Source organism: Kitasatospora sp. NPDC043949 (assembly GCF_056435365.1).
Genome location: NZ_JBWKEQ010000053.1, coordinates 34,638 through 54,553, shown reverse-complemented (window position 1 = coordinate 54,553; position 19,916 = coordinate 34,638). Strand labels below are relative to the sequence as shown.

Below are 19,916 nucleotides of genomic sequence, written 5' to 3'. Positions count from 1 at the left end.
CCCCCCCCCCCCCCCCCCCCCCCCCCCCCCCCCCCCCCCCCCCCCCCCCCCCCCCCCCCCCCCCCCCCCCCCCCCCCCCCCCCGCCGCCGTTTCGCCCGTCGTTGCGGCCCGTCGGGCCCGGCGCGGTGTCTACACTCCGGTGCCATGCTGGAAACTCCGCGCAGGGCACGTCAGGTGGCCACCCTCAGCCTGGTGTTCGGCGTCGTGCTGATCGCCGGGGCCGCTACCGGCGCCTGGGGCGACCCGCCGCGGCGCCCGGCCGCCGGTGCCGCCCCGGTCGCGGGCGCCGCCCCGGGCCTCCCGGCGGACCCGGCCGGCACCGCCCTGTCCGAGCAGCAGGCCGAGCACCTGCTCGGGGCCAACGGCGACCGCTGGGGCGCCTACTACAGCGCCCAGGAGTATGCCGCGTTCAGCCAGGGACTGGACGGCCGCTACCTGGGCGTCGGGCTCTCGGTCGGCCGCGGCCAGGACGGCGTCACCGCGATCTCCCAGGTGGCGCCCGCAGGGCCCGCCGCCACGGCCGGGATCGAGGCCGGCGACCGGCTGCTGCGGATCGACCAGGACCAGGCCGACCACCTGCCGGTCACCGAGGTGGTGGCCCGGCTGCGCGGGCGCGACGGCGAGCGCGGGGTGGGCTCCGAGGTCACCCTCGCCGTGCGGCGCGGTGTCGGCGAGGTCCGCGAACTGCGGCTGCGGCGGGCCCTGTTGGACAGCCAGCAGGTCACCGCCGAGCAGTTGGAGAAGGGCGTGCTGCGGATCGCCGTGCGGGCCTTCACCAGCGGCGTGACCGATCAGGTGCGCGCCGCGCTGCGCGCCCCGCACACCGGTGTGGTGCTCGATCTGCGCGGCAACTCGGGCGGGTTGGTCGAGGAGGCCGCCGGCACCGCCGGGATCTTCCTGGACGGCGGCCCGGTCGGCTCGTACCAGGAGCGCGGCGAGACCCGGGAGTTGACCGCCCCGCCCGGGGGCGACCAGCGCACCCCGCTGGTGGTGCTGGTCGACGGCGGCACGATGAGCGCCGCCGAACTGCTCACCGGCGCGCTCCAGGACCGCAGCCGCGCCGTGGTGGTCGGCTCCCGGACCTTCGGCAAGGGCACCGTCCAGCAGCCCAGCCGGCTCGCCGACGGCGCCGTGCTGGAGCTGACCGTCGGCCGCTACTACACCCCGGCCGGCCGCTCCCCGGAGGGCACCGGCCTGACCCCGGACGTCCCGGCGGCGGCCGGCGAGGACGCCGACGCGCTCGCCCTGCGGGTGCTGGCCGGGCTCGGTACCCGGGCCTAAAGGGGCTGCCCCGAACCGGCCGAAGTGCGAGAATGGCCGCGCTATGGCAAAGGAAACCGGACAGAAGCTGATCGCGCAGAACAAGAAGGCGCGACACGAGTACACGATCCTCGACACCTACGAGTGCGGCCTCGTGCTCACCGGTACGGAGGTGAAGTCACTGCGCGAGGGGCGGGCCAACCTGGTCGACGGCTACGCCTACATCCAGAACCACGAGGCCTGGATCGACAACGTGTTCATCCCCGAGTACACCCAGGGGACGTGGACCAACCACGCGGCCCGGCGCAAGCGCAAGCTGCTGCTGCACCGGCTGGAGATCCGCAAGATCGAGAGCACGGTCCGCGACGCGGGCCACACGCTCGTCCCGCTCTCGCTGTACTTCAAGGACGGCCGGGTGAAGCTCGAACTGGCGCTCGCGGTCGGCAAGAAGCTGTACGACAAGCGGCAGACGCTGCGCGAGAAGCAGGACACCCGCGAGACGGCCCGTGCGGTGGCGGCCGCCCGGAGGCGCCAGCGTTAATCCGCTGGACCCTCACCCGCTGCCTCGCGTACTATGGCGGCAGCAACACGGACGGTCACCGTCCGGCTGTTTCTCAACAAAACATGGGGATGATCGGTTTCGACAGGGGATGTTGAAACAGGGGAAGCGAGCCGAGGAACGCGGCAATGATCTCGTTAACCACGTGTCGCAAAAAAATAATCGCCAACTCTAAGCGCGATTCCCAGCAGTTCGCTCTCGCTGCCTAATAAGCACCGATAGCGCTTGGGTGTCAGACCGGGGAGTTCCCGACCCGGACCCTGGCATAATCTAGGGAACTCAACCGTCCACCCGGGCTGCGAGGGTGGATGGGAAATCAAACAGCAGCTGGGCCTGTTGGCGGCTTGTCCGTGTGACTGCCAGGGCCGAGAAAATCACAGCGGACTGCGCTCGGAGAAGCCCTGAATTAACTCCACTGGACCCGGGTTCGATTCCCGGCATCTCCACCACCCCATGTTGACAGTGAAGGCCGTCCACCGCTTTGCGGTGGGCGGCCTTCACGTTTACCCCGGCTGGGGCGTAGGATCATCCGTCCGCTCGTTTTCCGGAGCCGGATTCCGCCGCTACCACCGAGGCCATGCAGAGCAACACGGACACCACCGCCGCCACCGACCGCGAGACCGCGCGCGAGCGCGAGATCGCCGGTGAGCAGCAGCACCTCGACACCGTCTACCGCCGGCTGGAGGAGAAACTCGCCGAGGCCGAGTACATCCTGGAGGACGCCGCCAAGCGGGTCCACGTCGGCACCCCCGGCGCGCTCGCCGAGCGCGACGCCCAGGTCTACCGGGCCGGCGCCCACCTCCAGCGCCTGAACAACGAGTTCGAGGACTTCCTGTTCGGCCGGATCGACCTCCAGCGGGCGGACGCCCCGGAGGAACACGGCATCCCCTCCGACACGCCGCTCGACCCGGCCGACCCGGCCGTCGCCGAGACCCTGCACATCGGCCGTCTGGGCGTGCTGGACGCCGAGTACGGTCCGCTGGTGATCGACTGGCGGGCGCCCGCCGCCGCGCCGTTCTACCGCGCCACCCCGGTCGAGCCGGGCCGGGTGGTCCGCCGCCGGGTGATCCGGTCCAAGGGGCGCCGGGTGATCGGCGTCGAGGACGACCTGCTGCGTCCCGACCTCACCCCGACCCTGAACGGCCGGGAGCTGGCGGTGGTCGGCGACGGCGCGCTGATGGCCTCGCTCGGCCGCGCCCGCAGCCACTCGATGCGCGACATCGTCTCCTCCATCCAGAAGGAGCAGGACGAGGTGATCCGGGCGGCCGCCGCCGGCGCCACGCTCGTCACCGGCGGCCCGGGCACCGGCAAGACCGCCGTGGCCCTGCACCGCGCCGCGTACCTGCTGTACCAGGACCGCCGCCGCTACGCCGGGGGCATCCTGGTGGTCTCGCCGACCCCGCTGCTGGTCTCCTACACCGAGGGCGTGCTGCCCTCGCTCGGCGAGGAGGGGCAGGTCGCCATCCGCGCGGTCGGCTCGCTGGTGGACGGCATCGAGGCGGGCACCTACGACAGTCCGGAGGCGGCCCGGGTCAAGGGCTCGGGCCGGATGGTCCAGCTGCTGCGCCGGGCGGCCCGGGCCGCGCTGGAGCTGGGCGCGCCGCAGGAGCTGAAGGTGGTCGCCCGCGGCGAGGTGCTCAAGCTGGACGCGGGCCGACTCAAGGCCGTGCGCGGCAACGTGATCGGCTCCGGCGGCACCCCGCTGAACCTGCTGCGCCCGCGCGCCCGCCGCCTGCTGCTGGACGCCCTGTGGCAGGAGGTTACCCGGCACCTGCCGAAGCCGACCGACCACTACGCCCGCGAGCAGCGCCAGGAGGAGAAGGAGTCCTTCGACGAGTACGTCTCGGACGAGGCGTCGTTCCTGGACTTCCTGGACGCCTGGTGGCCCGCCGTGACCCCGCGCCGGGTGCTCGGCACGCTCAAGCAGCACCGGCACATCAACCGGATCGCCCGCCGCGCCGTCTCCCCGGACGAGGCGAGGCTGCTGGCGGCGTCCTGGCGCCGGCTGTCCCCGAACGGCGAGGGCGCGCTGTCCGCGCACGACGTCGCGCTGGTGGACGAGCTCCAGGTGCTGCTCGGCGAGGCGGCCCGGCCGAAGGTGCGCGAGGTGGACGCGGTGGACCTGCTGAGCGGGCTGGAGGAGGTCACCACCTTCGCCGACCGCAGCTCCCGCCAGCGCGAGCGCGTCCCCGTCGAGCGCACCGAGTACGCGCACGTGATCGTGGACGAGGCGCAGGACCTCACCCCGATGCAGTGGCGGATGATCGGCCGCCGGGCCCGGATGGCGACCTGGACGATCGTCGGCGATCCGGCGCAGTCCTCCTGGCCGTTCCCGCAGGAGGCGCAGGCCGCGCTGGACGAGGTGCTGTCCGGCAAGTCGCGCCGCCGCTTCACGCTGACCGTCAACTACCGCAACCCGGCGGAGATCGCCGAGGTCGCGGCCAAGGTGCTGGCGCTGGCCGCGCCGGGCACCCCGTCGCCGACCGCGGTGCGCCGGGTCGGCGTCGAGCCGCGCTTCGCGGCCGTCGTGGACCCCGCCCCGGAGGCCTTCGGCGCGGCGGCCCGGGCGGAGCTGGAGCGGCTGCTGGGCGAGGTGGACGGCACCGTGGCGATCGTGGTGCCGATGGACCGCCGGGCCGAGGCGGCCGGCTGGGCCGAGGGCCTGGGCGAGCGGGCGGTGGTGCTGGGCAGCCTGGAGGCGAAGGGTCTGGAGTACGACGCGACCGTGGTGGCCGACCCGACCGGCATCGCCGGCGAGTCGGAGGCCGGCCTGCGGGTGCTGTACGTGGCGCTCACCCGGGCGACCCAGCGGCTGACCGTGCTGTCCGGTCCGGACGACCTGCCGGACGCGGCCGGCGTGCCCGCGCTGCTGCACGGCTGACGGCCGGTCCGCCGGACGAAGAAGGCCCCTCACCGGATGGTGAGGGGCCTTCAGACGTTAGTGACACCGACCCGCCATGCTCGCCTCGCGGCAAGTGGTCCCTCGAAGGGACGAAGGTTGGGCCCGGGGGCTTGGATCGAGCCGGTGTCCCGTCCAATGTAACGCATCGGCCCGGAGAGGCAAGAAGTTGTCGGGTCCGCACACTCAATGAACGTTATTTCTGGCTATCCCTTGGAAGGTGCGACGATCGAGGTCTAGCATGCGCAGGCGATGCCTTCAACAAAATGTTGAACCTGCCGCACGGACGGAAGAAGGAAGCGTCGATGGCGACGGTGCCCAGTGTCTCCAACTCGATCACGGTGCGGCTGGAGGTCCCGGCCCGGGGCAACGCCGTCAGTGCGATCACCACGGCCGTGGAGTCCTCCGGCGGTTCGGTGACCGGTCTCGACGTCACCGCCTCCGGCCTGGAGGCGCTGCGGATCGACGTGACGGTGGCGGCCTCCTCGGTCGCGCACGGCGAGGAGATCGTCGAGAAGCTGCGGGCGATCGACGGTGTGTCGATCGGCAAGGTCTCGGACCGCACCTTCCTGATGCACCTCGGCGGCAAGATCGAGATGTCGTCCAAGCTCCCGATCCGCAACCGTGACGACCTCAGCATGATCTACACCCCGGGCGTCGCCCGGGTCTGCATGGCGATCGCCGAGAACCCCGAGGACGCCCGCCGCCTCACCATCAAGCGCAACAGCGTCGCCGTGGTCACCGACGGCTCGGCGGTGCTGGGCCTGGGCAACATCGGCCCGGCCGCCGCGCTGCCGGTCATGGAGGGCAAGGCGGCCCTGTTCAAGCGCTTCGCCGGGATCGACGCCTGGCCGATCTGCCTGGACACCCAGGACACCGACGAGATCGTGGCCATCGTCAAGGCGATCGCCCCCGGCTTCGCGGGCATCAACCTGGAGGACATCTCCGCGCCGCGCTGCTTCGAGATCGAGGCCCGGCTGCGCGAGGCCCTGGACATCCCGGTCTTCCACGACGACCAGCACGGCACCGCGATCGTGGTGCTGGCCGCCCTCACCAACGCGCTGAAGGTGGTCGGCAAGGAGATCAGCGACATCCGGGTGGTGATGTCGGGCGCCGGCGCCGCCGGTACCGCGATCCTCAAGCTGCTGCTGGCGGCCGGCGTCGAGCACGCCACCGTGGCGGACGTGCGCGGTGTGGTCCACCAGGGCCGGGAGGACCTCAACGACAGCCTGCGCTGGATCGCCGAGCACACCAACCGCTCGGGCCGCACGGGCAGCCTCAAGGAGGCCGTGGCGGACGCCGACGTCTTCATCGGCGTCTCGGCCCCGAACGTCCTGGACGGCGACGACCTGGCCACCATGGCCGAGGACTCGATCGTCTTCGCGCTGGCCAACCCGGACCCGGAGGTCGACCCGGCCATCGCCCGGCAGACCGCCGCCGTGGTCGCCACCGGCCGCAGCGACTTCCCCAACCAGATCAACAACGTGCTGGTCTTCCCGGGTGTCTTCCGCGGCCTCCTGGACGCCCAGAGCCGCACCGTCAACACCGAGATGATGATCGCCGCCGCCCGGGCGCTGGCCACCACCGTCGCCGACGACGAGCTGAACGCCAACTACATCATCCCGAGCGTCTTCCACAAGGACGTCGCCAAGACGGTCGCCTCGGCGGTGCGCGAGGCGGCGCTGGCGGGCGTCCAGGAGAGCACGGAGCCGGCCCGTCCGACCCCGGGAATCGTCGGCACGCTCGACGCCTCCTCCTTCCCCACCGTCAAGCTCTGACCGGCGAGGCGGCCGACGTGTCGCTGATCGGTCAAATGTCCGAATAGCGGCCTTACCCGCCCGAGCCCGCCCCGAACCCTTGCGACACAAGGGCGAGGGGCGTGTTTGGGCTTGTCGTGCCTAGGGCGTACGGTAGCCCTGCACGGGGCAGGCGTGTCCGACAAGTACGGAACGTCCCCCTGGTCTTCCGGCGCGTCATCCCGACCGCCGCCCGGGCCCGGTCCGCCGGAGCCGACGGAGCGTCACACCTCCAACGGGTGGGGTTCGTTCGGGTGTCGTGGCCGGGGCCCGATTGGCTTTCTCGGGGCTGGTCGGGGCAGGATTCGTATCCAGGCAGGCGGACGGGCCTTCGACGGCACCGGCGCGCGGCATCGGGTACGGACCCGGCCTGCGACCACGCATTGCCTGCATGAGCACAGTGTGCGGACCTGCGGCCTATCCGGGTGCCCCCCGGTGGGAGTACCGATGGGCCCCCGCACACCGCAAGCGAACAGACCACAGGAGTACACATGAACCGCAGTGAGCTGGTGGCCGCGCTGTCCGAGCGCGCCGAGGTGACCCGCAAGGACGCCGACGCCGTTCTGGCCGCCTTCGCCGAGATCGTCGGCGAGGTCGTCGCCAAGGGCGACGAGAAGGTCACCATCCCCGGTTTCCTGACCTTCGAGCGCACCCACCGCGCCGCCCGCACCGCCCGCAACCCGCAGACCGGTGAGCCGATCCAGATCGCGGCCGGCTACAGCGCCAAGGTGAGCGCCGGCTCCAAGCTGAAGGAAGCCGCCAAGGGCGCCTGAACCACCCCTTGAACGCCCGAGAGGCCGGGCTCCCCTTCTGGGGAGCCCGGCCTCTCGTCGTGGGCCCGTGGGCCCGTGGGCCCGTGGCCCGGTGGGCCCTGCGGATCAGGCGTCGACCAGCTGCTCGGACGGCAGCTCGACGTGGGCGCCCAGGTCGCGCAGCTTGTCCATGAAGTTCTCGTAGCCGCGGTTGATCAGGTCGATGCCGTGCACGGTCGAGGTGCCCTCGGCCGCCAGCGCCGCGATCAGGTACGAGAAGCCGCCGCGCAGGTCGGGGATGACCAGCTCGGCGCCCATCAGCTTGGACGGGCCGGAGACGACCGCCGAGTGCAGGAAGTTGCGCGCGCCGAAGCGGCACGGGGTGGCGCCCAGGCACTCGCGGTACAGCTGGATGTGTGCACCCATCTGGTTGAGCGCGCCGGTGAATCCGAGCCGCGACTCGTACACCGTCTCGTGGACGATGGACAGGCCGGTGGCCTGGGTCAGGGCGACGACCAGCGGCTGCTGCCAGTCGGTCTGGAAGCCCGGGTGCACGTCGGTCTCCAGGGCGATCGCCTTGAGCTCGCCGCCCGGGTGCCAGAAACGGATGCCCTCGTCCTCCACCTCGAAGGCGCCGCCGACCTTCCGGAAGGTGTTCAGGAAGGTCATCATCTCCAGCTGGCGGGCGCCGCGGACGTAGATGTCGCCCCTGGTGGCCAGCGCCGCGCAGGCCCAGGAAGCGGCCTCCAGGCGGTCCGGCAGCGCGCGGTGGGTGTAGCCGCCCAGCTCGTCGACGCCGGTGATCAGGATGGTCCGGTCGGTGCCCAGGGTGATGATCGCGCCCATCTTCTGCAGCACGCAGATCAGGTCGACGATCTCCGGCTCGATGGCCGCGTTGCGCAGCTCGGTGACGCCCTCGGCGAGGACGGCGGTGAGCAGCACCTGCTCGGTCGCGCCGACCGAGGGGTAGGGCAGCTCGATCTTGGTGCCGCGCAGGCGCTGCTGGGCGACCAGGTAGGTGCCCTGCGGGTGCTTCTCGATGGTGGCGCCGAACTGGCGCAGCACCTCGAAGTGGAAGTCGACCGGACGGCCGCCGATGTCGCAGCCGCCCAGGCCCGGGATGAAGGCGTGGCCGAGGCGGTGCAGCAGCGGGCCGCAGAACAGGATCGGGATCCGCGAGGAGCCCGCGTGCGCGTCGATGTCGGTGACGTTCGCACTCTCCACGTGCGACGGGTCGAGGATCAGCTCGCCGTCCTCGTCGCCGGTCCGCACGGTGACCCCGTGCAGCTGGAGCAGTCCGCGGACCACCTTGACGTCGCGGATGTCCGGGACGTTGCGCAGTCTGCTGGGGCCCTGGCCGAGGAGGGCGGCGACCATGGCCTTGGGCACCAGGTTCTTCGCACCGCGGACGCGGATCTCGCCTTCGAGCGGGTTTCCGCCGTGGACCAGCAGGACGTCGTCGGTCATCGTTCTCGCAATCCGGGGTGCCAGAGGAGTGGGAAGGCTCCGGTAGAGAGCCGGTGGTGGACCGGTTGGTACGGGCGCGCTCGGGCCCCCGGCAAAACCGAGTCGGCACCGTAGAAGGGCGTCCACCATCCGTAGATGGTAGTGGGCGTGCCGATGGTTCCCGTGAGCCTCTCCCGTGATGGTCCTCTCTCCGGGCTCGCTCCCGCCCGCCGGAGGGGCCGTTCGGGTGTTTGTCCGGCGTGGCGGGGTTTCGATCGTTGAGGTGTCCGACCCCGGCCGTTCTGCGGGATCATGTGGGCATGACGGCGGCCCACTCGCACGCAGGACGGTCCCACACCGGCCGTCTGCTCGTCGCGACGCCCCTGCTCACCGACCCGAACTTCGCCCGGGCGGTGGTGCTGCTCCTCGACCACGACGTCGAGGGGGCGCTCGGCGTGGTCCTCAACCGGCCGACGCCGGTCGAGGTGGGCAGCGTGCTGGACGGCTGGGGGCGGTTGGTCGGGCAGCCCGCCGTGGTGTTCCAGGGCGGACCGGTGGCGCTGGACTCGGCGCTCGGCCTCGCCGTGGCGCCGGGGGAGCCGGGCACCGGCGAGCCGCTCGGCTGGCGGCGGGTGCACGGCGCGATCGGCCTGGTGGACCTGGAGGCGCCGCCCGAGGTGCTGGCCGGCGAGCTGGGCGCGCTGCGGATCTTCGCCGGGTACGCCGGCTGGTCGCCGGGCCAGCTGGAGACGGAGCTGGGGAGCGGCGCCTGGTACCTGGTGGACTGCGAGCCGGGGGACATCTCCAGCCCGGAACCGGAGCGGCTGTGGCGCTCGGTGCTGCGCCGCCAGCGCGGCCCGCTGGCGCTGCTCGCGACCTATCCGGACGACCCGACGCTGAACTGACGTACGGGCCGCCGTCGCGATACTGGCCGGGTTTCGCGGGGCGCCCATAGACTTGGCACCTATGAGCACTCTTGAGCCCGAGCGCGGCCTCGGCACCGGCACCCTGGTCGAGCCAGTCCCCCAGGTGTCCCACGGGGACGGCGACCACGAGCGCTTCGCGCACTACGTCCAGAAGGACAAGATCATGGAGAGCGCGCTCTCCGGCTCGCCCGTGGTGGCGCTCTGCGGCAAGGTCTGGGTGCCCGGGCGCGACCCGAAGAAGTACCCGGTCTGCCCGATGTGCAAGGAGATCTACGACGGCATCGGCAAGCCGCAGGGCGGCGACGACAACAACGGCGGCAAGTAGCACCGACCGCCGCGGGCCGGTGCCCGGCGCCGTTGCGCAGGGTGTGGTTGTGCACAGCGCCGTTTTGCATAGTGCCGCGTTTCCGAAGTGGTCTATGCCAGTCGTCCGGGGCGGGGGCAGGATGTCGGAATGGACCTCATTCCCGTGCCTTCGAGTGCCGTCCGCCGCCCGGACGAGGACTTCCCCCTCGACGACGCCACCACGCTGACCGCGCCGCCCGGGCTGGCCGACGCCGAGCGGTGGCTGCGCACCGCGCTGTCCGCGGCCACCGGGCTGCCGCTCGGCCCGGGCCGGCCGGGCGCGGGCATCGAACTGGTCCAGGACGACGCGCTGGCCGCCGAGGCGTACCGGATCACGGTGCGCCGCGGCCACGCCCTGATAGCCGCGGGCGGGCCGGCCGGTGCGCTGTGGGGGGCGCAGACCCTGCGGCAGCTGCTCGGCCCGGACGCCTTCCGCCGTTCCCCGCTGCGCGGCACCGGCTGGGTGCTGCCCGGTGCGGACATCGAGGACGCCCCGCGGTTCGGCTGGCGCGGTGCGCTGCTCGACGTCGCCCGGCACTTCCTGCCCAAGTCGGACGTGCTGCGCTTCGTCGACCTGCTGGCCGCGCACAAGCTCAACGTGCTGCACCTGCACCTGACCGATGACCAGGGCTGGCGGGTGGAGATCAAGCGCTACCCCGGCCTGACCGAGCGCGGCGCCTGGCGGGACCGCTCGATGGTCGGCTACCGGGCCGGCCAGCGCCGCGACGACCGCCCGCACGGCGGCTACTACACCCAGGACGACCTGCGCGAGATCGTCGCCTACGCGGCCGCGCGCGGGGTCACCGTCGTCCCGGAGGTCGACCTGCCCGGGCACACCCAGGCCGCCGTCGCGGCCTACCCCGAGCTGGGCAACACCGACGTGGTGGACACCGCGGCGCTCGGCGTCTGGACGGACTGGGGCGTCAGCCACAACGTGCTCAACGCCTCCGAGGACACCCTGCGCTTCTTCGAGGGCGTGCTGGAGGAGGTCCTGGAACTCTTCCCGTCCGAGTTCATCCACCTCGGCGGCGACGAGTGCCCCAAGGAGCAGTGGAAGGACAGCGCGGCCGCCCAGGCGCGGATCCGCGAGCTCGGCCTGGCCAACGAGGACGAGCTGCAGAGCTTCGTGATCCGGCACTTCGACCGCTGGCTGGCCGAGCGCGGCCGCCGGCTGATCGGCTGGGACGAGATCCTGGAGGGCGGGCTCGCCCCGGGCGCCGCCGTCTCCTCCTGGCGCGGGTTCGGTGGCGGGATCGCCGCGGCCAAGGCCGGGCACGACGTGGTGATGTGCCCCGAGCAGCACGTCTACTTCGACCACCGGCAGGCCGACGGCCCGGACGAGCCGATCCCGGTCGGCTTCGTGCGCACGCTGGAGGACGTGTACCGCTTCGAGCCGGTGCCCGGGCAGCTGGACGAGACCGCCGCCCGGCACGTGATCGGCACCCAGGCCAACCTGTGGAGCGAGTTCATGGACAGCGCCCGGGACATCGACTACCGGGCCTTCCCCCGGTTGGTGGCCTTCTCCGAGGTCGCCTGGTCCGACCTGCCCACCGATCCGGCCGAGCGCGACTACGCCGGCTTCCAGCACCGGCTGGAGGCGCACCTGAAGGTGCTGGACGCGCTCGGCGTGGAGTACCGCCCGGCGGACGGCCCGCACCCCTGGCAGCGCTGGCCCGGGGTGGCCGGCCGGCCGATCGAGGGCCCGCCGCCGGTGCGCTGAGCGCGACGGACTCGTTCCGGCGGGAACTTCTGAGTGGTCATCTGACGTCAAGAACAGATGAACATCTGCCCTGGTCCGGTTCGGGCCGGGGCAGATACCGCCCGGTATCCGTCCCAATCGGGCAGTCCCGTTCACCTGCCCCGAAATGATCATCGAGCATTGTGTGCCAGAGTTGCCCAACCCGGCCCGATCGCCCGTACCCTACGGGCCAGGCCGGGCTGCTGACGCGGACACCACGGCCGAAGGCCGCGGGCGGCAGCCGATCGATGAGCAAGTGGAGCACGGTGGGACCCAGGTGAACCGGACGATCATGCTGCCGGCCTCCCTCGACGAGGCCGTCGACGCGCTGGCCGCCACCCCGGCCGCGGTACCGGTGGCCGGAGCCACCGACCTGATGGAAGCCGTCAACGCCGGACGGCTACGCCCCGCCGCCCTGGTCGGCCTCGGCCGGATCACCGAACTGCGCGGCTGGCGCTACGAGGACGGCGGCACCGCCGTCCTCGGCGCCGGACTCACCCACGCCCGGATGGACCGCCCCGACTTCGCCGCGCTCATCCCCGCGCTCGCGGACGCCGCCCGCACCGCCGGCCCGCCGCAGGTCCGCAACGTCGGCACCCTCGGCGGCAACATCGTCACCGCCGCCCCGGCCGGCGACACCCTCCCGGTGCTCACCGCCCTGGAGGCCAGCGTCACCCTCGCCCGGGCCGGCGCCAGCCGCGAGGTGCCGGTCAGTCACCTGCTCACCGGCCTCGACCCGGTGCGCCCCGGCGAACTCCTCACCTGGGTGCGCGTCCCGCTGCTGCACGCCCCGCAGGTCTTCCTCAAGGCCACCGGCCGCAGCGGCCCGGCCCGCGCCACCGCCTCCGTCGCGCTGGTCCTCGACCCCGCCCGGCGCGCCGTGCGCTGCGCGGTCGGCGCCGTCGCACCGGTGCCGCTGCGCCCGCTGGAGGCCGAGGCCTGGGTCGCCGGCTGCATCGACTGGGACGGCAGCCGGGAGATCGACCCGGCCGCGACCGCCGCCTTCGGCGAGTACGTGGCCACCGCCTGCGTCCCCGACAGCTACGGCGCCGAAGGCGCCTGGGAGGCCGTGACCGAGGGGCCGAGCGCGGCCGCCGTTCGGCTGCGGCGTACCGTATCGGTGCTGGCCCGACGGGCACTGGGAAGGGCGCTGAAGTGACCACAGACCCCATCGAGACCCTCGACGCCGACCCGCTCGGCCTCACCCCGCAGGTCAGCCGCGAGCTGCGCCCGTGCGCCTCGTACACCTTGCGGGTCAACGGTTTCGAACGGCCCGTCACCGACGCCTGGATCGGCGAGAGCCTGCTCTACGTGCTGCGCGAGCGGCTCGGCCTGGCCGGTGCCAAGGACGGCTGCGAGCAGGGCGAGTGCGGGGCCTGCTCGGTGCAGGTGGACGGCCAGCTGGTGGCCGGCTGCCTGGTGCCCGCCGCGCTGGCCGCCGACAGCGAGATCAACACCGTCGAGGGCCTGTCGGCCGCCGGCGGCGCGAGCGACGTCCAGCAGGCGCTGGCCGAGTCCGGCGCGGTGCAGTGCGGCTACTGCACCCCCGGCATGGCGATGGCGGTGCACGACCTGCTCCAGCGCAACCACCGCCCGACCGAGGTCGAGGCCCGCCAGGCGCTCTGCGGCAACCTCTGCCGCTGCACCGGCTACCGCGGCGTGCTGGCCGCCGTCCAGAGCATCGCCGACGCGCGCGCCGAGGACGCCGAGGAGACGGAGGAGTCGGCCTCTCCGGCCGCCGCCCAGGCCGCCGCCCCGGTCGCGGGACAGCCCGCCGGACAGCCCGCCGGGGAAGCGGCCGCCGGACCGGAGCCGGCCGCCGAACCGCCGGTCTACGCCGACGCCGACGCCTGGATCGAGCACGTCCCGCAGCCGCCCGCCGAGCAGCCCCCGGCCGGCACCGACCAGCCGTACGGCGACGGCCAGGGCGGCTACGACACCGGCGTGTACGACACCGCCGTCCTGACGCCGGTCCAGGGCATCCCCGCCGAGACCACCGACGACCAGGTGTACTACCCGCCCCAGGGCTACCCCGAGCAGCCGTACCAGGGCACCCCCGCCCACGGGACCTACGTGCCCGGCGGCTACCCGCAGCAGAACGGCTACGACGCCGGGTACGACGCCCCGGTCTACGAACCCACCCCCGCGCACGGCACGCCGCTGCCCGGGGCCGCCTTCGACGGCACGCCCCCGCACGGCACGCCGTACGTCGCCACGCCCCCGCACGGCGCTCCGGCCGGCGGCACCGCCCCGGCCGGCGTCCCGTACGGCGCCACCCCCGCCCACGGCATCCGGCTCCCCGAGGACGACCACGCATCATGACGTCGCCTACCGACATCGGCGCAGCACTCCAGCAGGACGGCGGCGAGGGCGGCGCACCGGAGCCGTTCGGCCTGGGCAGCTCACCGCTGCGCAGCGACGCACTGCCCAAGGCGCTCGGCATCTACCCGTACGCGGCCGACCTGTGGGCCGAGGGGCTGCTCTGGGGCGCGGTGCTGCGCTCGCCGCACCCGCACGCCCGGATCAGGGGTATCGACACCGCGGCCGCGCTCGCGCTGCCCGGCGTGCACGCCGTGGTCACCGCCGCCGACCTGCCGCCCGGCCCGGACGGAACCCCGGACGGCGCCCCGGCCGGGCCGATCGTCGCCGACCGGCCGGTGCTGGCCGCGGGCGTGGTGCGCCACCACGGCGAGCCGATCGCCGCGGTGGCCGCCGACCACCCGGACACCGCCCGGCTGGCGGTCGGTCTGATCGCGGTCGACTACGAGCCGCTGGAGGCCGTCACCGACCCCGAGCAGGCCTTCACCGCCCCGTCGCTGCACCCGGACGGCAACCTGTTCCGCCACCTGCCGCTGCGCACCGGGGACCCGGACGCGGCCGGCGAGATCATCATCGAGGGCCTCTACCAGGTCGGCCGTCAGGACCCGGCCCCGCTCGGGGCCGAGGCCGGGCTGGCCGTGCCGCGCCCGGACGGCGGCGTCGAACTGCACCTGTCCTCCACCGACCCGCACGGCGACCGCGACCGCACCGCCGCCTGCCTCGGCCTGGAGCCCGACCGGGTCCGGCTGGTGGTCACCGGCGTGCCCGGGGCCACCACGGACCGCGAGGACCTCTCCTTCCAGGTCACCCTGGCGTTGCTGGCGCTGCGCACCGGCCGCCCGGTGAAGATGACCCTCACCCGCGAGGAGTCCTTCCACACCCACCCCTCGCGCCACCCCGCGCTGCTGCGCTACCGCCACCACGCCGACGCCGAGGGCACCCTGGTGAAGGTCGAGGCGCAGATCCTGCTGGACGGCGGCGCGTACGCGGACGTCTCCGCCGAGGCGCTGGCCGCCGCCACCGCGTTCTCGGTCGGCCCGTACGTCTGCCCGAACGTCTTCGTGGACGCCTGGGCGGTGCGCACCAACAACCCGCCGGCCGGGCGGATGCGCGGCGAGGGCGCGTTGCAGGCCTGCTTCGCCTACGAGTCGCAGCTGGACCAGCTGGCCGCCCGGATCGGCGTGGACCCGGTGGAGATCCGCCGCCGCAACGCGATGGCCACCGGCGACCCGATGCCCACCGGACAGGCCGTCACCTGCCCGGCGCCGGTCGGCGCGCTGCTGGAGGCCGTCGCGGCCGAGCCGCTGCCGGCCCTGCCGGTGGACGACCCGGACGCCGAGTGGCTGCTGCCGGGCGGGCCCGGTGGGGCCGGCGACCCGGCGGCGGTGCGGCGCGGGATCGGCTACGCCGTCGGCATGGTGCACATGCTCGGCGCGGAGGGCGAGGACGAGGTCTCCACCGCCACCGTGCGGGTCAGCGGCGACCACGCCACGGTGATCTGCGCGGCCGTCGACTCCGGACAGGGCTTCGCCACGCTGGCCCGGCAGATCGTGCAGACCGTGCTGGGCGTCAGCGAGGTGTACATCGCGCCGGCCGACAGCGACCAGTCCATCGCCGGTCCCTCCGCCCGTGGCCGGCACACCTGGGTCTCCGGCGGCGCCGTCGAGCGCGCCGCGCTGATGGTCCGCCACCAGCTGCTCCAGCCGATCGCCGCCAACTTCGGGATGTCGGTGGAACTGCTGCAGATCGCCGACGGAAAGATCACCTCGTACGACGGGGTGCTCGGCATGCCGGTCGCCGAGGCGCTGGAGGGCAAGGAGCTCTGGGCGACGGCCCAGTGCCGCCCGCACCCCACCGAGCCGCTGGACGAGTCCGGGCAGGGCGACGCCTTCGTGTCGATCGCGTTCTGCGCGATGCGCGCGGTGGTGGACGTGGACATCGAGCTGGGCGCCGTCCGGGTGGTCGAGATGACGGTCGCCCAGGACGTCGGCCGGGCGCTGAACCCGCGGCAGATCGAGGACCGGATCGAGGCGGGCGTGGCCCAGGGCGTCGGCCTGGCGCTGCTGGAGGACCTGCGCACCGAGGGCGGCGTGCTGCTGAACCCCTCGCTCACCGGCTACCGGCTGCCCACCGCGCTGGACACCCCGCAGGTGCGCATCGCCGCCCTGCTGGAGGAGCGGGACGTGGTCGCCACCTTCGGGGCCAAGGCGGTCAGCGCCGCCCCCGCGGTGGTCGCCCCGGCGGCCGTGGCCGCCGCCGTCCGGGCGGCCACCGGCCTGCCGGTCGGCCGGCTGCCGATCCGGCCGGAGGACGCGGTCGCGGTCTGACGGGCGGGGGCGGCGGCTTCGGCCGACCGCCCCGGAAATACCGGAAACAGGAATTGCCGGTCGACGGAATGTCGACCGGCAATTCCATTTCCGGCGAGGCCATGACGGGAATCGAACCCGTGTACACCGCTTTGCAGACGGTTCCCTAAGCCACTCGGGCACACGGCCAGTGAATTCATAGTGGCGGAATGCGCGGGGGGCCGTCAACGGCGGAATGTAAATTCTGTATGGCGGCTTGTGCTACGGTCGGAACCAGGTGGTCGGTTGCCCGGCCGCCCCGGACGAGCGCGTCGTACCCGGTGACGACAAGACGGCGCAGTTCAGCGGCAATCCGGCCGCTGTGGACTGCGGAGGTAGGCCGTCATGGCATGGCTCGTTCTGATCATCTCGGGTGTCCTGGAGACCGTGTGGGCGGTGGCCCTGGAGTCGTCCAAGGGCTTTTCCCGGCTCACCCCCAGCCTCGTCTTCGGTGTGGCCCTGCTGCTGAGCATGGGCGGGCTGGCGTACGCGATGCGCACCATTCCGATCGGCACCGGCTACGCGGTCTGGGTCGGCATCGGTGCGGTCGGCACCGCGCTCTACGGCATGGCCGTCCTGGGGGACGCGGTGACGGCGGCCCGGATCGGCTGCCTGCTGCTCATCGTCTCCGGCGTGGTCGGCCTGAAGGTGCTCCACTGACCGCCGCCTGAGCTTGGCCCGCCCTTCCCCCGACCCCGGTCCTAGGCCCAGCGACCTAGCTGGTCACCGACTCGGGTCAGGGGTCATGAAGGCAGACGGCCCTTACGATGTTACGTATGACCACTGCCTCCCCCACCTCGGTCGACTCCGCCTCGATACCCTCCGAACTCGACCCAGGTGGCGGGGTCCTCAGCGGCCGCTACCGCGCTCTGACGCTGGGGATCGTGTCGGTGGTCCTGGTGATCGCCTTCGAGGCGACCGCCGTCAACACCGCGATGCCGACCGCGGCCCGCCAGCTGAACGGCATCGGGCTGTACGCCTTCGCCTTCTCCGGCTACTTCACCACCACGCTGTTCGCGCTGGTCGTCTCCGGGCAGTGGTGCGACCGGCGCGGGCCGATGCAGCCGCTGTTCACCGGCATCGCGGTGTTCGGTGTGGGCCTGGTGGTGGCCGGGACGGCGCCGGGCATGTGGGTGTTCGTGGCCGGGCGGGCGATCCAGGGCCTGGGCGGCGGGCTGGTGATCGTCGCGCTGTACGTGGTGGTCGGCCGGGCCTACCCGGAGCGGCTGCGGCCGGCGGTGTTCGCGGCCTTCTCCTCGGCCTGGGTGCTGCCCTCGATCATCGGGCCGCTGGTCTCCGGCGCGATCACCCAGCACCTCGGCTGGCGCTGGGTGTTCCTGGCCGTGCCGGTGCTGATCCTGCTGCCGCTGGCCGTGATGGGCCCCGCGCTGACCCGCTCCGAGCGGGAGCACCCGGTGGCCAGGGGCTCGGACTTCGACCGCCGGCGCACCCTGCTGGCCGCGATGGCGGCGCTCGGTGCCGGCCTGCTGCAGTACGCGGGCGGGCGGCACGACCTGATCGGGCTGCTCCCCGGGATCGTCGGGGCGGCGCTGCTGGTGCCGGCCGTCCTGGGGCTGTTGCCCGAGCGGACCCTGCGGGCAGGGCGGGGGCTGCCGGCGGTGATCCTGCTGCGCGGACTGGCGGCCGGGGCGTTCCTCGGGGCCGAGGCCTTCGTCCCGCTGATGATGACCACCGAGCGCGGCCTCTCGCCGACGATGTCGGGGCTCACCCTGACCAGCGGCGGGCTCACCTGGGCGCTGGGCTCCTGGCTACAGGGGCGGCCGGGAGCCGAGCGCTACCGCGAGGCGATGATCCGGGGCGGGTTCGTGCTGACCACGGTGGCGATCGCGGGCGCCGCGCTGGTGCTGGTCCCGGCGGTGCCGGCCTGGGTGGCGGCGGTGGCCTGGGGCGTCGGCGGCATCGGGATGGGACTGACGGTCGCGAGCGTCAGCGTGCTGATGATGAAGCTCTCCGCGCCGGAGGACGCCGGGGTGAACTCGGCGGCCCTGCAGATGAGCGACGCGCTGGGCAACGTCCTGCTGACGGGCCTGGCGGGGGTGATGTTCGCGGTGCTGGGCGGCGGCTCGCTCGCCGCCGCCCACGAGGGCGCCGGGGCCACCGCCTCGTCCGGGGCCGCCGGCTCGCCCGGGGCCTTCGCGGTGATCCTGCTGGCCATGGCCGGCGTGGCGCTGCTGGGGGCGCTGCTCGCCGGCCGGGTCCGGGCCAGGTCCTGAGGGTCAGCCGGCAGCGGCGGCGGAGGGCACCGGCGGTGCCCCGGGGGTGCCGAGGAAGGCCTCCCAGCCGCCGGTCGGCGCCTGGCCCGGGGCGAGGCCCTGGAGCTTGCGCAGCACCGCCGGGTCCTGGGCGTCCAGCCAGTCCACCAGTTGGCGGAACGAGACCAGCCGGACCTCCGGCTTGTCCGCGATCGTCCGGAGCACGTCCTCGACGGCGTTCATGTAGATGCCGCCGTTCCACTCCTCGAAGTGGTTGCCGATGACGTACGGCGCCCGGTTGCCGTTGTAGGTGCGGTCGAATCCCAGCAGGTAGGAGTCGCGGGCCTGGGCCTGGAAGCCCGGGTAGAGCGCCGGGTCGGCCTTGGTGTTGGGGCCGCACTGGTTGTACATGATGTTGTAGTCCATCGACAGCACCTGGAAGGTGTGCCCGGGGAAGGGGATGGACTGCAGCGGGAGGTCCCAGAGCGCACCGCCCTGGATCTTCTGCGGCCACACCTGGGTGCCGTTGCCGCTGCTGTCGTAGCGCCAGCCGCGCTTGACCGCGGTGGGCAGCAGGTTGCGCTGGCCCTCCAGGCAGGGGGTGCGGCTGCCGATCAGCTCCCTGCGGTAGTCGAAGGGCAGGGCCGGCAGGTCGGTGAAGCCGGTGTTGGTGCGCCAGTTCGTCACGAAGTCCATGGCCTGCTGGATCTCGCTGTCCCACTCCTCCGGGGACCACTTGCCGACGCCGGTGGCGCCGCAGAAGTGGCCGTTGAAGTGGGTGCCGATCTCGTGGCCCTCCAGCCAGGCCGCGTGCACGTTCTCCAGGGTGTCGTGGATGTGCTGGTCGGTGAGGTAGCCGATCTCGGAGGCGCCGACCTTGTGCTGCGGGGGGCGGTAGAGGTCCTTCTTGGACTCGGGCAGCAGGTAGAGGCCGCTGAGGAAGAAGGTCATCGAGGCGTTGTGCTCCTGCGCCAGCCGGCGGAAGCGGGCGAACAGTCCGTTGTCGAGTTCGCCGGCGCCGTCCCAGGAGAAGACCACGAACTGCGGCGGCCGTTCGCCGGCCTTGAGCCGCTCGGGGGTGGGCTGGTGGGGCTGGGCCCCGGTGTCGGAGGTGGAGCCGTCGCCGATCAGGACGGCCTGCTGCTCGGCGGCGTCCGTGGGGCCGGCACTCTGGTCGACGGCCGCGCCGGTGGGAGGGACGGCCGAGCCGATCATCGGCTTCTTGCTGTCGGCGCTGTTGCTTCCGCAGCCGGTCGCCAGGGTGGCGGCGGAGGCCGCACCGGCGGCCAGCAGGGTGCGGCGGGAGAGAGCGGCCAT

General features: G+C 73.1%; 14 protein-coding genes, 1 tRNA gene, 1 other RNA gene, 1 pseudogene and 1 riboswitch. Of the genes and pseudogenes, 14 read left to right on the top strand and 3 right to left on the bottom strand.

The window, feature by feature from the left end:
* Positions 1 to 145 precede the first annotated feature (145 nt).
* From AC07AL_RS31895 to AC07AL_RS31870, 6 genes are all read left to right on the top strand, one after another.
* Complete coding sequence (locus AC07AL_RS31895; RefSeq protein WP_478319096.1) at positions 146 to 1,282, top strand: S41 family peptidase; 1,137 nt, start codon at positions 146 to 148, stop codon at positions 1,280 to 1,282.
* Between the two features lie 43 nt (positions 1,283 to 1,325).
* Positions 1,326 to 1,802, top strand: a complete 477-nt coding sequence (gene smpB / locus AC07AL_RS31890; protein ID WP_350881115.1) for an SsrA-binding protein SmpB — start codon at positions 1,326 to 1,328, stop codon at positions 1,800 to 1,802.
* Between the two features lie 85 nt (positions 1,803 to 1,887).
* Positions 1,888 to 2,269, top strand: a transfer-messenger RNA (tmRNA) gene (gene ssrA, locus AC07AL_RS31885).
* Between the two features lie 128 nt (positions 2,270 to 2,397).
* Complete coding sequence (locus AC07AL_RS31880; protein ID WP_478319094.1) at positions 2,398 to 4,701, top strand: HelD family protein; 2,304 nt, start codon at positions 2,398 to 2,400, stop codon at positions 4,699 to 4,701.
* Between the two features lie 323 nt (positions 4,702 to 5,024).
* Positions 5,025 to 6,497 (top strand): NAD-dependent malic enzyme, encoded by a 1,473-nt coding sequence (locus AC07AL_RS31875; RefSeq protein WP_063349178.1) that lies wholly within the window; start codon positions 5,025 to 5,027, stop codon positions 6,495 to 6,497.
* A gap of 509 nt (positions 6,498 to 7,006) precedes the next feature.
* Positions 7,007 to 7,288, top strand: a complete 282-nt coding sequence (locus AC07AL_RS31870; protein ID WP_030059737.1) for an HU family DNA-binding protein — start codon at positions 7,007 to 7,009, stop codon at positions 7,286 to 7,288.
* Between the two features lie 105 nt (positions 7,289 to 7,393).
* Here AC07AL_RS31870 and murA read toward each other — a convergent pair whose 3' ends face one another.
* Complete coding sequence (gene murA, locus AC07AL_RS31865) at positions 7,394 to 8,734, bottom strand: UDP-N-acetylglucosamine 1-carboxyvinyltransferase (RefSeq protein ID WP_363587206.1); 1,341 nt, start codon at positions 8,732 to 8,734, stop codon at positions 7,394 to 7,396.
* Positions 8,735 to 9,033: 299 nt separating this feature from the next.
* Here murA and AC07AL_RS31860 point away from each other — a divergent pair, with 299 nt between their 5' ends.
* From AC07AL_RS31860 to AC07AL_RS31835, 6 genes and pseudogenes are all read left to right on the top strand, one after another.
* Positions 9,034 to 9,618, top strand: coding sequence for a YqgE/AlgH family protein (locus tag AC07AL_RS31860; RefSeq protein ID WP_063349180.1), 585 nt, complete (start codon positions 9,034 to 9,036; stop codon positions 9,616 to 9,618).
* A gap of 61 nt (positions 9,619 to 9,679) precedes the next feature.
* Positions 9,680 to 9,964, top strand: coding sequence for a DUF3039 domain-containing protein (locus tag AC07AL_RS31855; protein ID WP_063349181.1), 285 nt, complete (start codon positions 9,680 to 9,682; stop codon positions 9,962 to 9,964).
* A 129-nt stretch (positions 9,965 to 10,093) separates the two neighbouring features.
* Complete coding sequence (locus tag AC07AL_RS31850) at positions 10,094 to 11,704, top strand: beta-N-acetylhexosaminidase (protein ID WP_478319092.1); 1,611 nt, start codon at positions 10,094 to 10,096, stop codon at positions 11,702 to 11,704.
* 310 nt (positions 11,705 to 12,014) lie between these two features.
* Complete coding sequence (locus AC07AL_RS31845) at positions 12,015 to 12,881, top strand: FAD binding domain-containing protein (protein ID WP_363587211.1); 867 nt, start codon at positions 12,015 to 12,017, stop codon at positions 12,879 to 12,881.
* Positions 12,882 to 12,952: 71 nt separating this feature from the next.
* A pseudogene (locus AC07AL_RS31840) lies at positions 12,953 to 13,397 on the top strand ((2Fe-2S)-binding protein); the annotation flags it as partial.
* 643 nt (positions 13,398 to 14,040) lie between these two features.
* Complete coding sequence (locus AC07AL_RS31835) at positions 14,041 to 16,368, top strand: xanthine dehydrogenase family protein molybdopterin-binding subunit (RefSeq protein WP_079135849.1); 2,328 nt, start codon at positions 14,041 to 14,043, stop codon at positions 16,366 to 16,368.
* Positions 16,369 to 16,464: 96 nt separating this feature from the next.
* Here the strand turns inward: AC07AL_RS31835 and AC07AL_RS31830 are convergent.
* Positions 16,465 to 16,536 (bottom strand) — tRNA-Cys (locus AC07AL_RS31830).
* A gap of 85 nt (positions 16,537 to 16,621) precedes the next feature.
* Positions 16,622 to 16,688, top strand: a riboswitch (guanidine-III (ykkC-III) riboswitch).
* 43 nt (positions 16,689 to 16,731) lie between these two features.
* On the opposite strand from AC07AL_RS31830, the gene AC07AL_RS31825 reads away from it, so the two are divergent.
* Both AC07AL_RS31825 and AC07AL_RS31820 read left to right on the top strand, forming a co-directional pair.
* Positions 16,732 to 17,046: a DMT family transporter gene (locus AC07AL_RS31825; protein ID WP_350881126.1), complete on the top strand. Its 315-nt coding sequence runs from the start codon at positions 16,732 to 16,734 to the stop codon at positions 17,044 to 17,046.
* A gap of 116 nt (positions 17,047 to 17,162) precedes the next feature.
* Entirely contained in the window at positions 17,163 to 18,620 is a 1,458-nt protein-coding gene (locus tag AC07AL_RS31820; RefSeq protein ID WP_478319090.1) for an MFS transporter, read from the top strand.
* Positions 18,621 to 18,623: 3 nt separating this feature from the next.
* Here AC07AL_RS31820 and AC07AL_RS31815 read toward each other — a convergent pair whose 3' ends face one another.
* Entirely contained in the window at positions 18,624 to 19,916 is a 1,293-nt protein-coding gene (locus AC07AL_RS31815; protein WP_478319089.1) for a polysaccharide deacetylase family protein, read from the bottom strand.

Coding starts and splice junctions, on each gene's coding strand:
- AC07AL_RS31825 (WP_350881126.1), top strand. CDS start 16,732: ATGGCATGGCTCGTTCTGATCATCTCGGGTGTCCTGGAGACCGTGTGG.
- AC07AL_RS31815 (WP_478319089.1), bottom strand. CDS start 19,916: ATGGCCGCTCTCTCCCGCCGCACCCTGCTGGCCGCCGGTGCGGCCTCC.
- AC07AL_RS31850 (WP_478319092.1), top strand. CDS start 10,094: ATGGACCTCATTCCCGTGCCTTCGAGTGCCGTCCGCCGCCCGGACGAG.
- AC07AL_RS31835 (WP_079135849.1), top strand. CDS start 14,041: ATGACGTCGCCTACCGACATCGGCGCAGCACTCCAGCAGGACGGCGGC.
- AC07AL_RS31895 (WP_478319096.1), top strand. CDS start 146: ATGCTGGAAACTCCGCGCAGGGCACGTCAGGTGGCCACCCTCAGCCTG.
- murA (WP_363587206.1), bottom strand. CDS start 8,734: ATGACCGACGACGTCCTGCTGGTCCACGGCGGAAACCCGCTCGAAGGC.
- AC07AL_RS31860 (WP_063349180.1), top strand. CDS start 9,034: ATGACGGCGGCCCACTCGCACGCAGGACGGTCCCACACCGGCCGTCTG.
- AC07AL_RS31855 (WP_063349181.1), top strand. CDS start 9,680: ATGAGCACTCTTGAGCCCGAGCGCGGCCTCGGCACCGGCACCCTGGTC.
- AC07AL_RS31820 (WP_478319090.1), top strand. CDS start 17,163: ATGACCACTGCCTCCCCCACCTCGGTCGACTCCGCCTCGATACCCTCC.
- AC07AL_RS31845 (WP_363587211.1), top strand. CDS start 12,015: ATGCTGCCGGCCTCCCTCGACGAGGCCGTCGACGCGCTGGCCGCCACC.
- smpB (WP_350881115.1), top strand. CDS start 1,326: ATGGCAAAGGAAACCGGACAGAAGCTGATCGCGCAGAACAAGAAGGCG.
- AC07AL_RS31875 (WP_063349178.1), top strand. CDS start 5,025: ATGGCGACGGTGCCCAGTGTCTCCAACTCGATCACGGTGCGGCTGGAG.
- AC07AL_RS31870 (WP_030059737.1), top strand. CDS start 7,007: ATGAACCGCAGTGAGCTGGTGGCCGCGCTGTCCGAGCGCGCCGAGGTG.
- AC07AL_RS31880 (WP_478319094.1), top strand. CDS start 2,398: ATGCAGAGCAACACGGACACCACCGCCGCCACCGACCGCGAGACCGCG.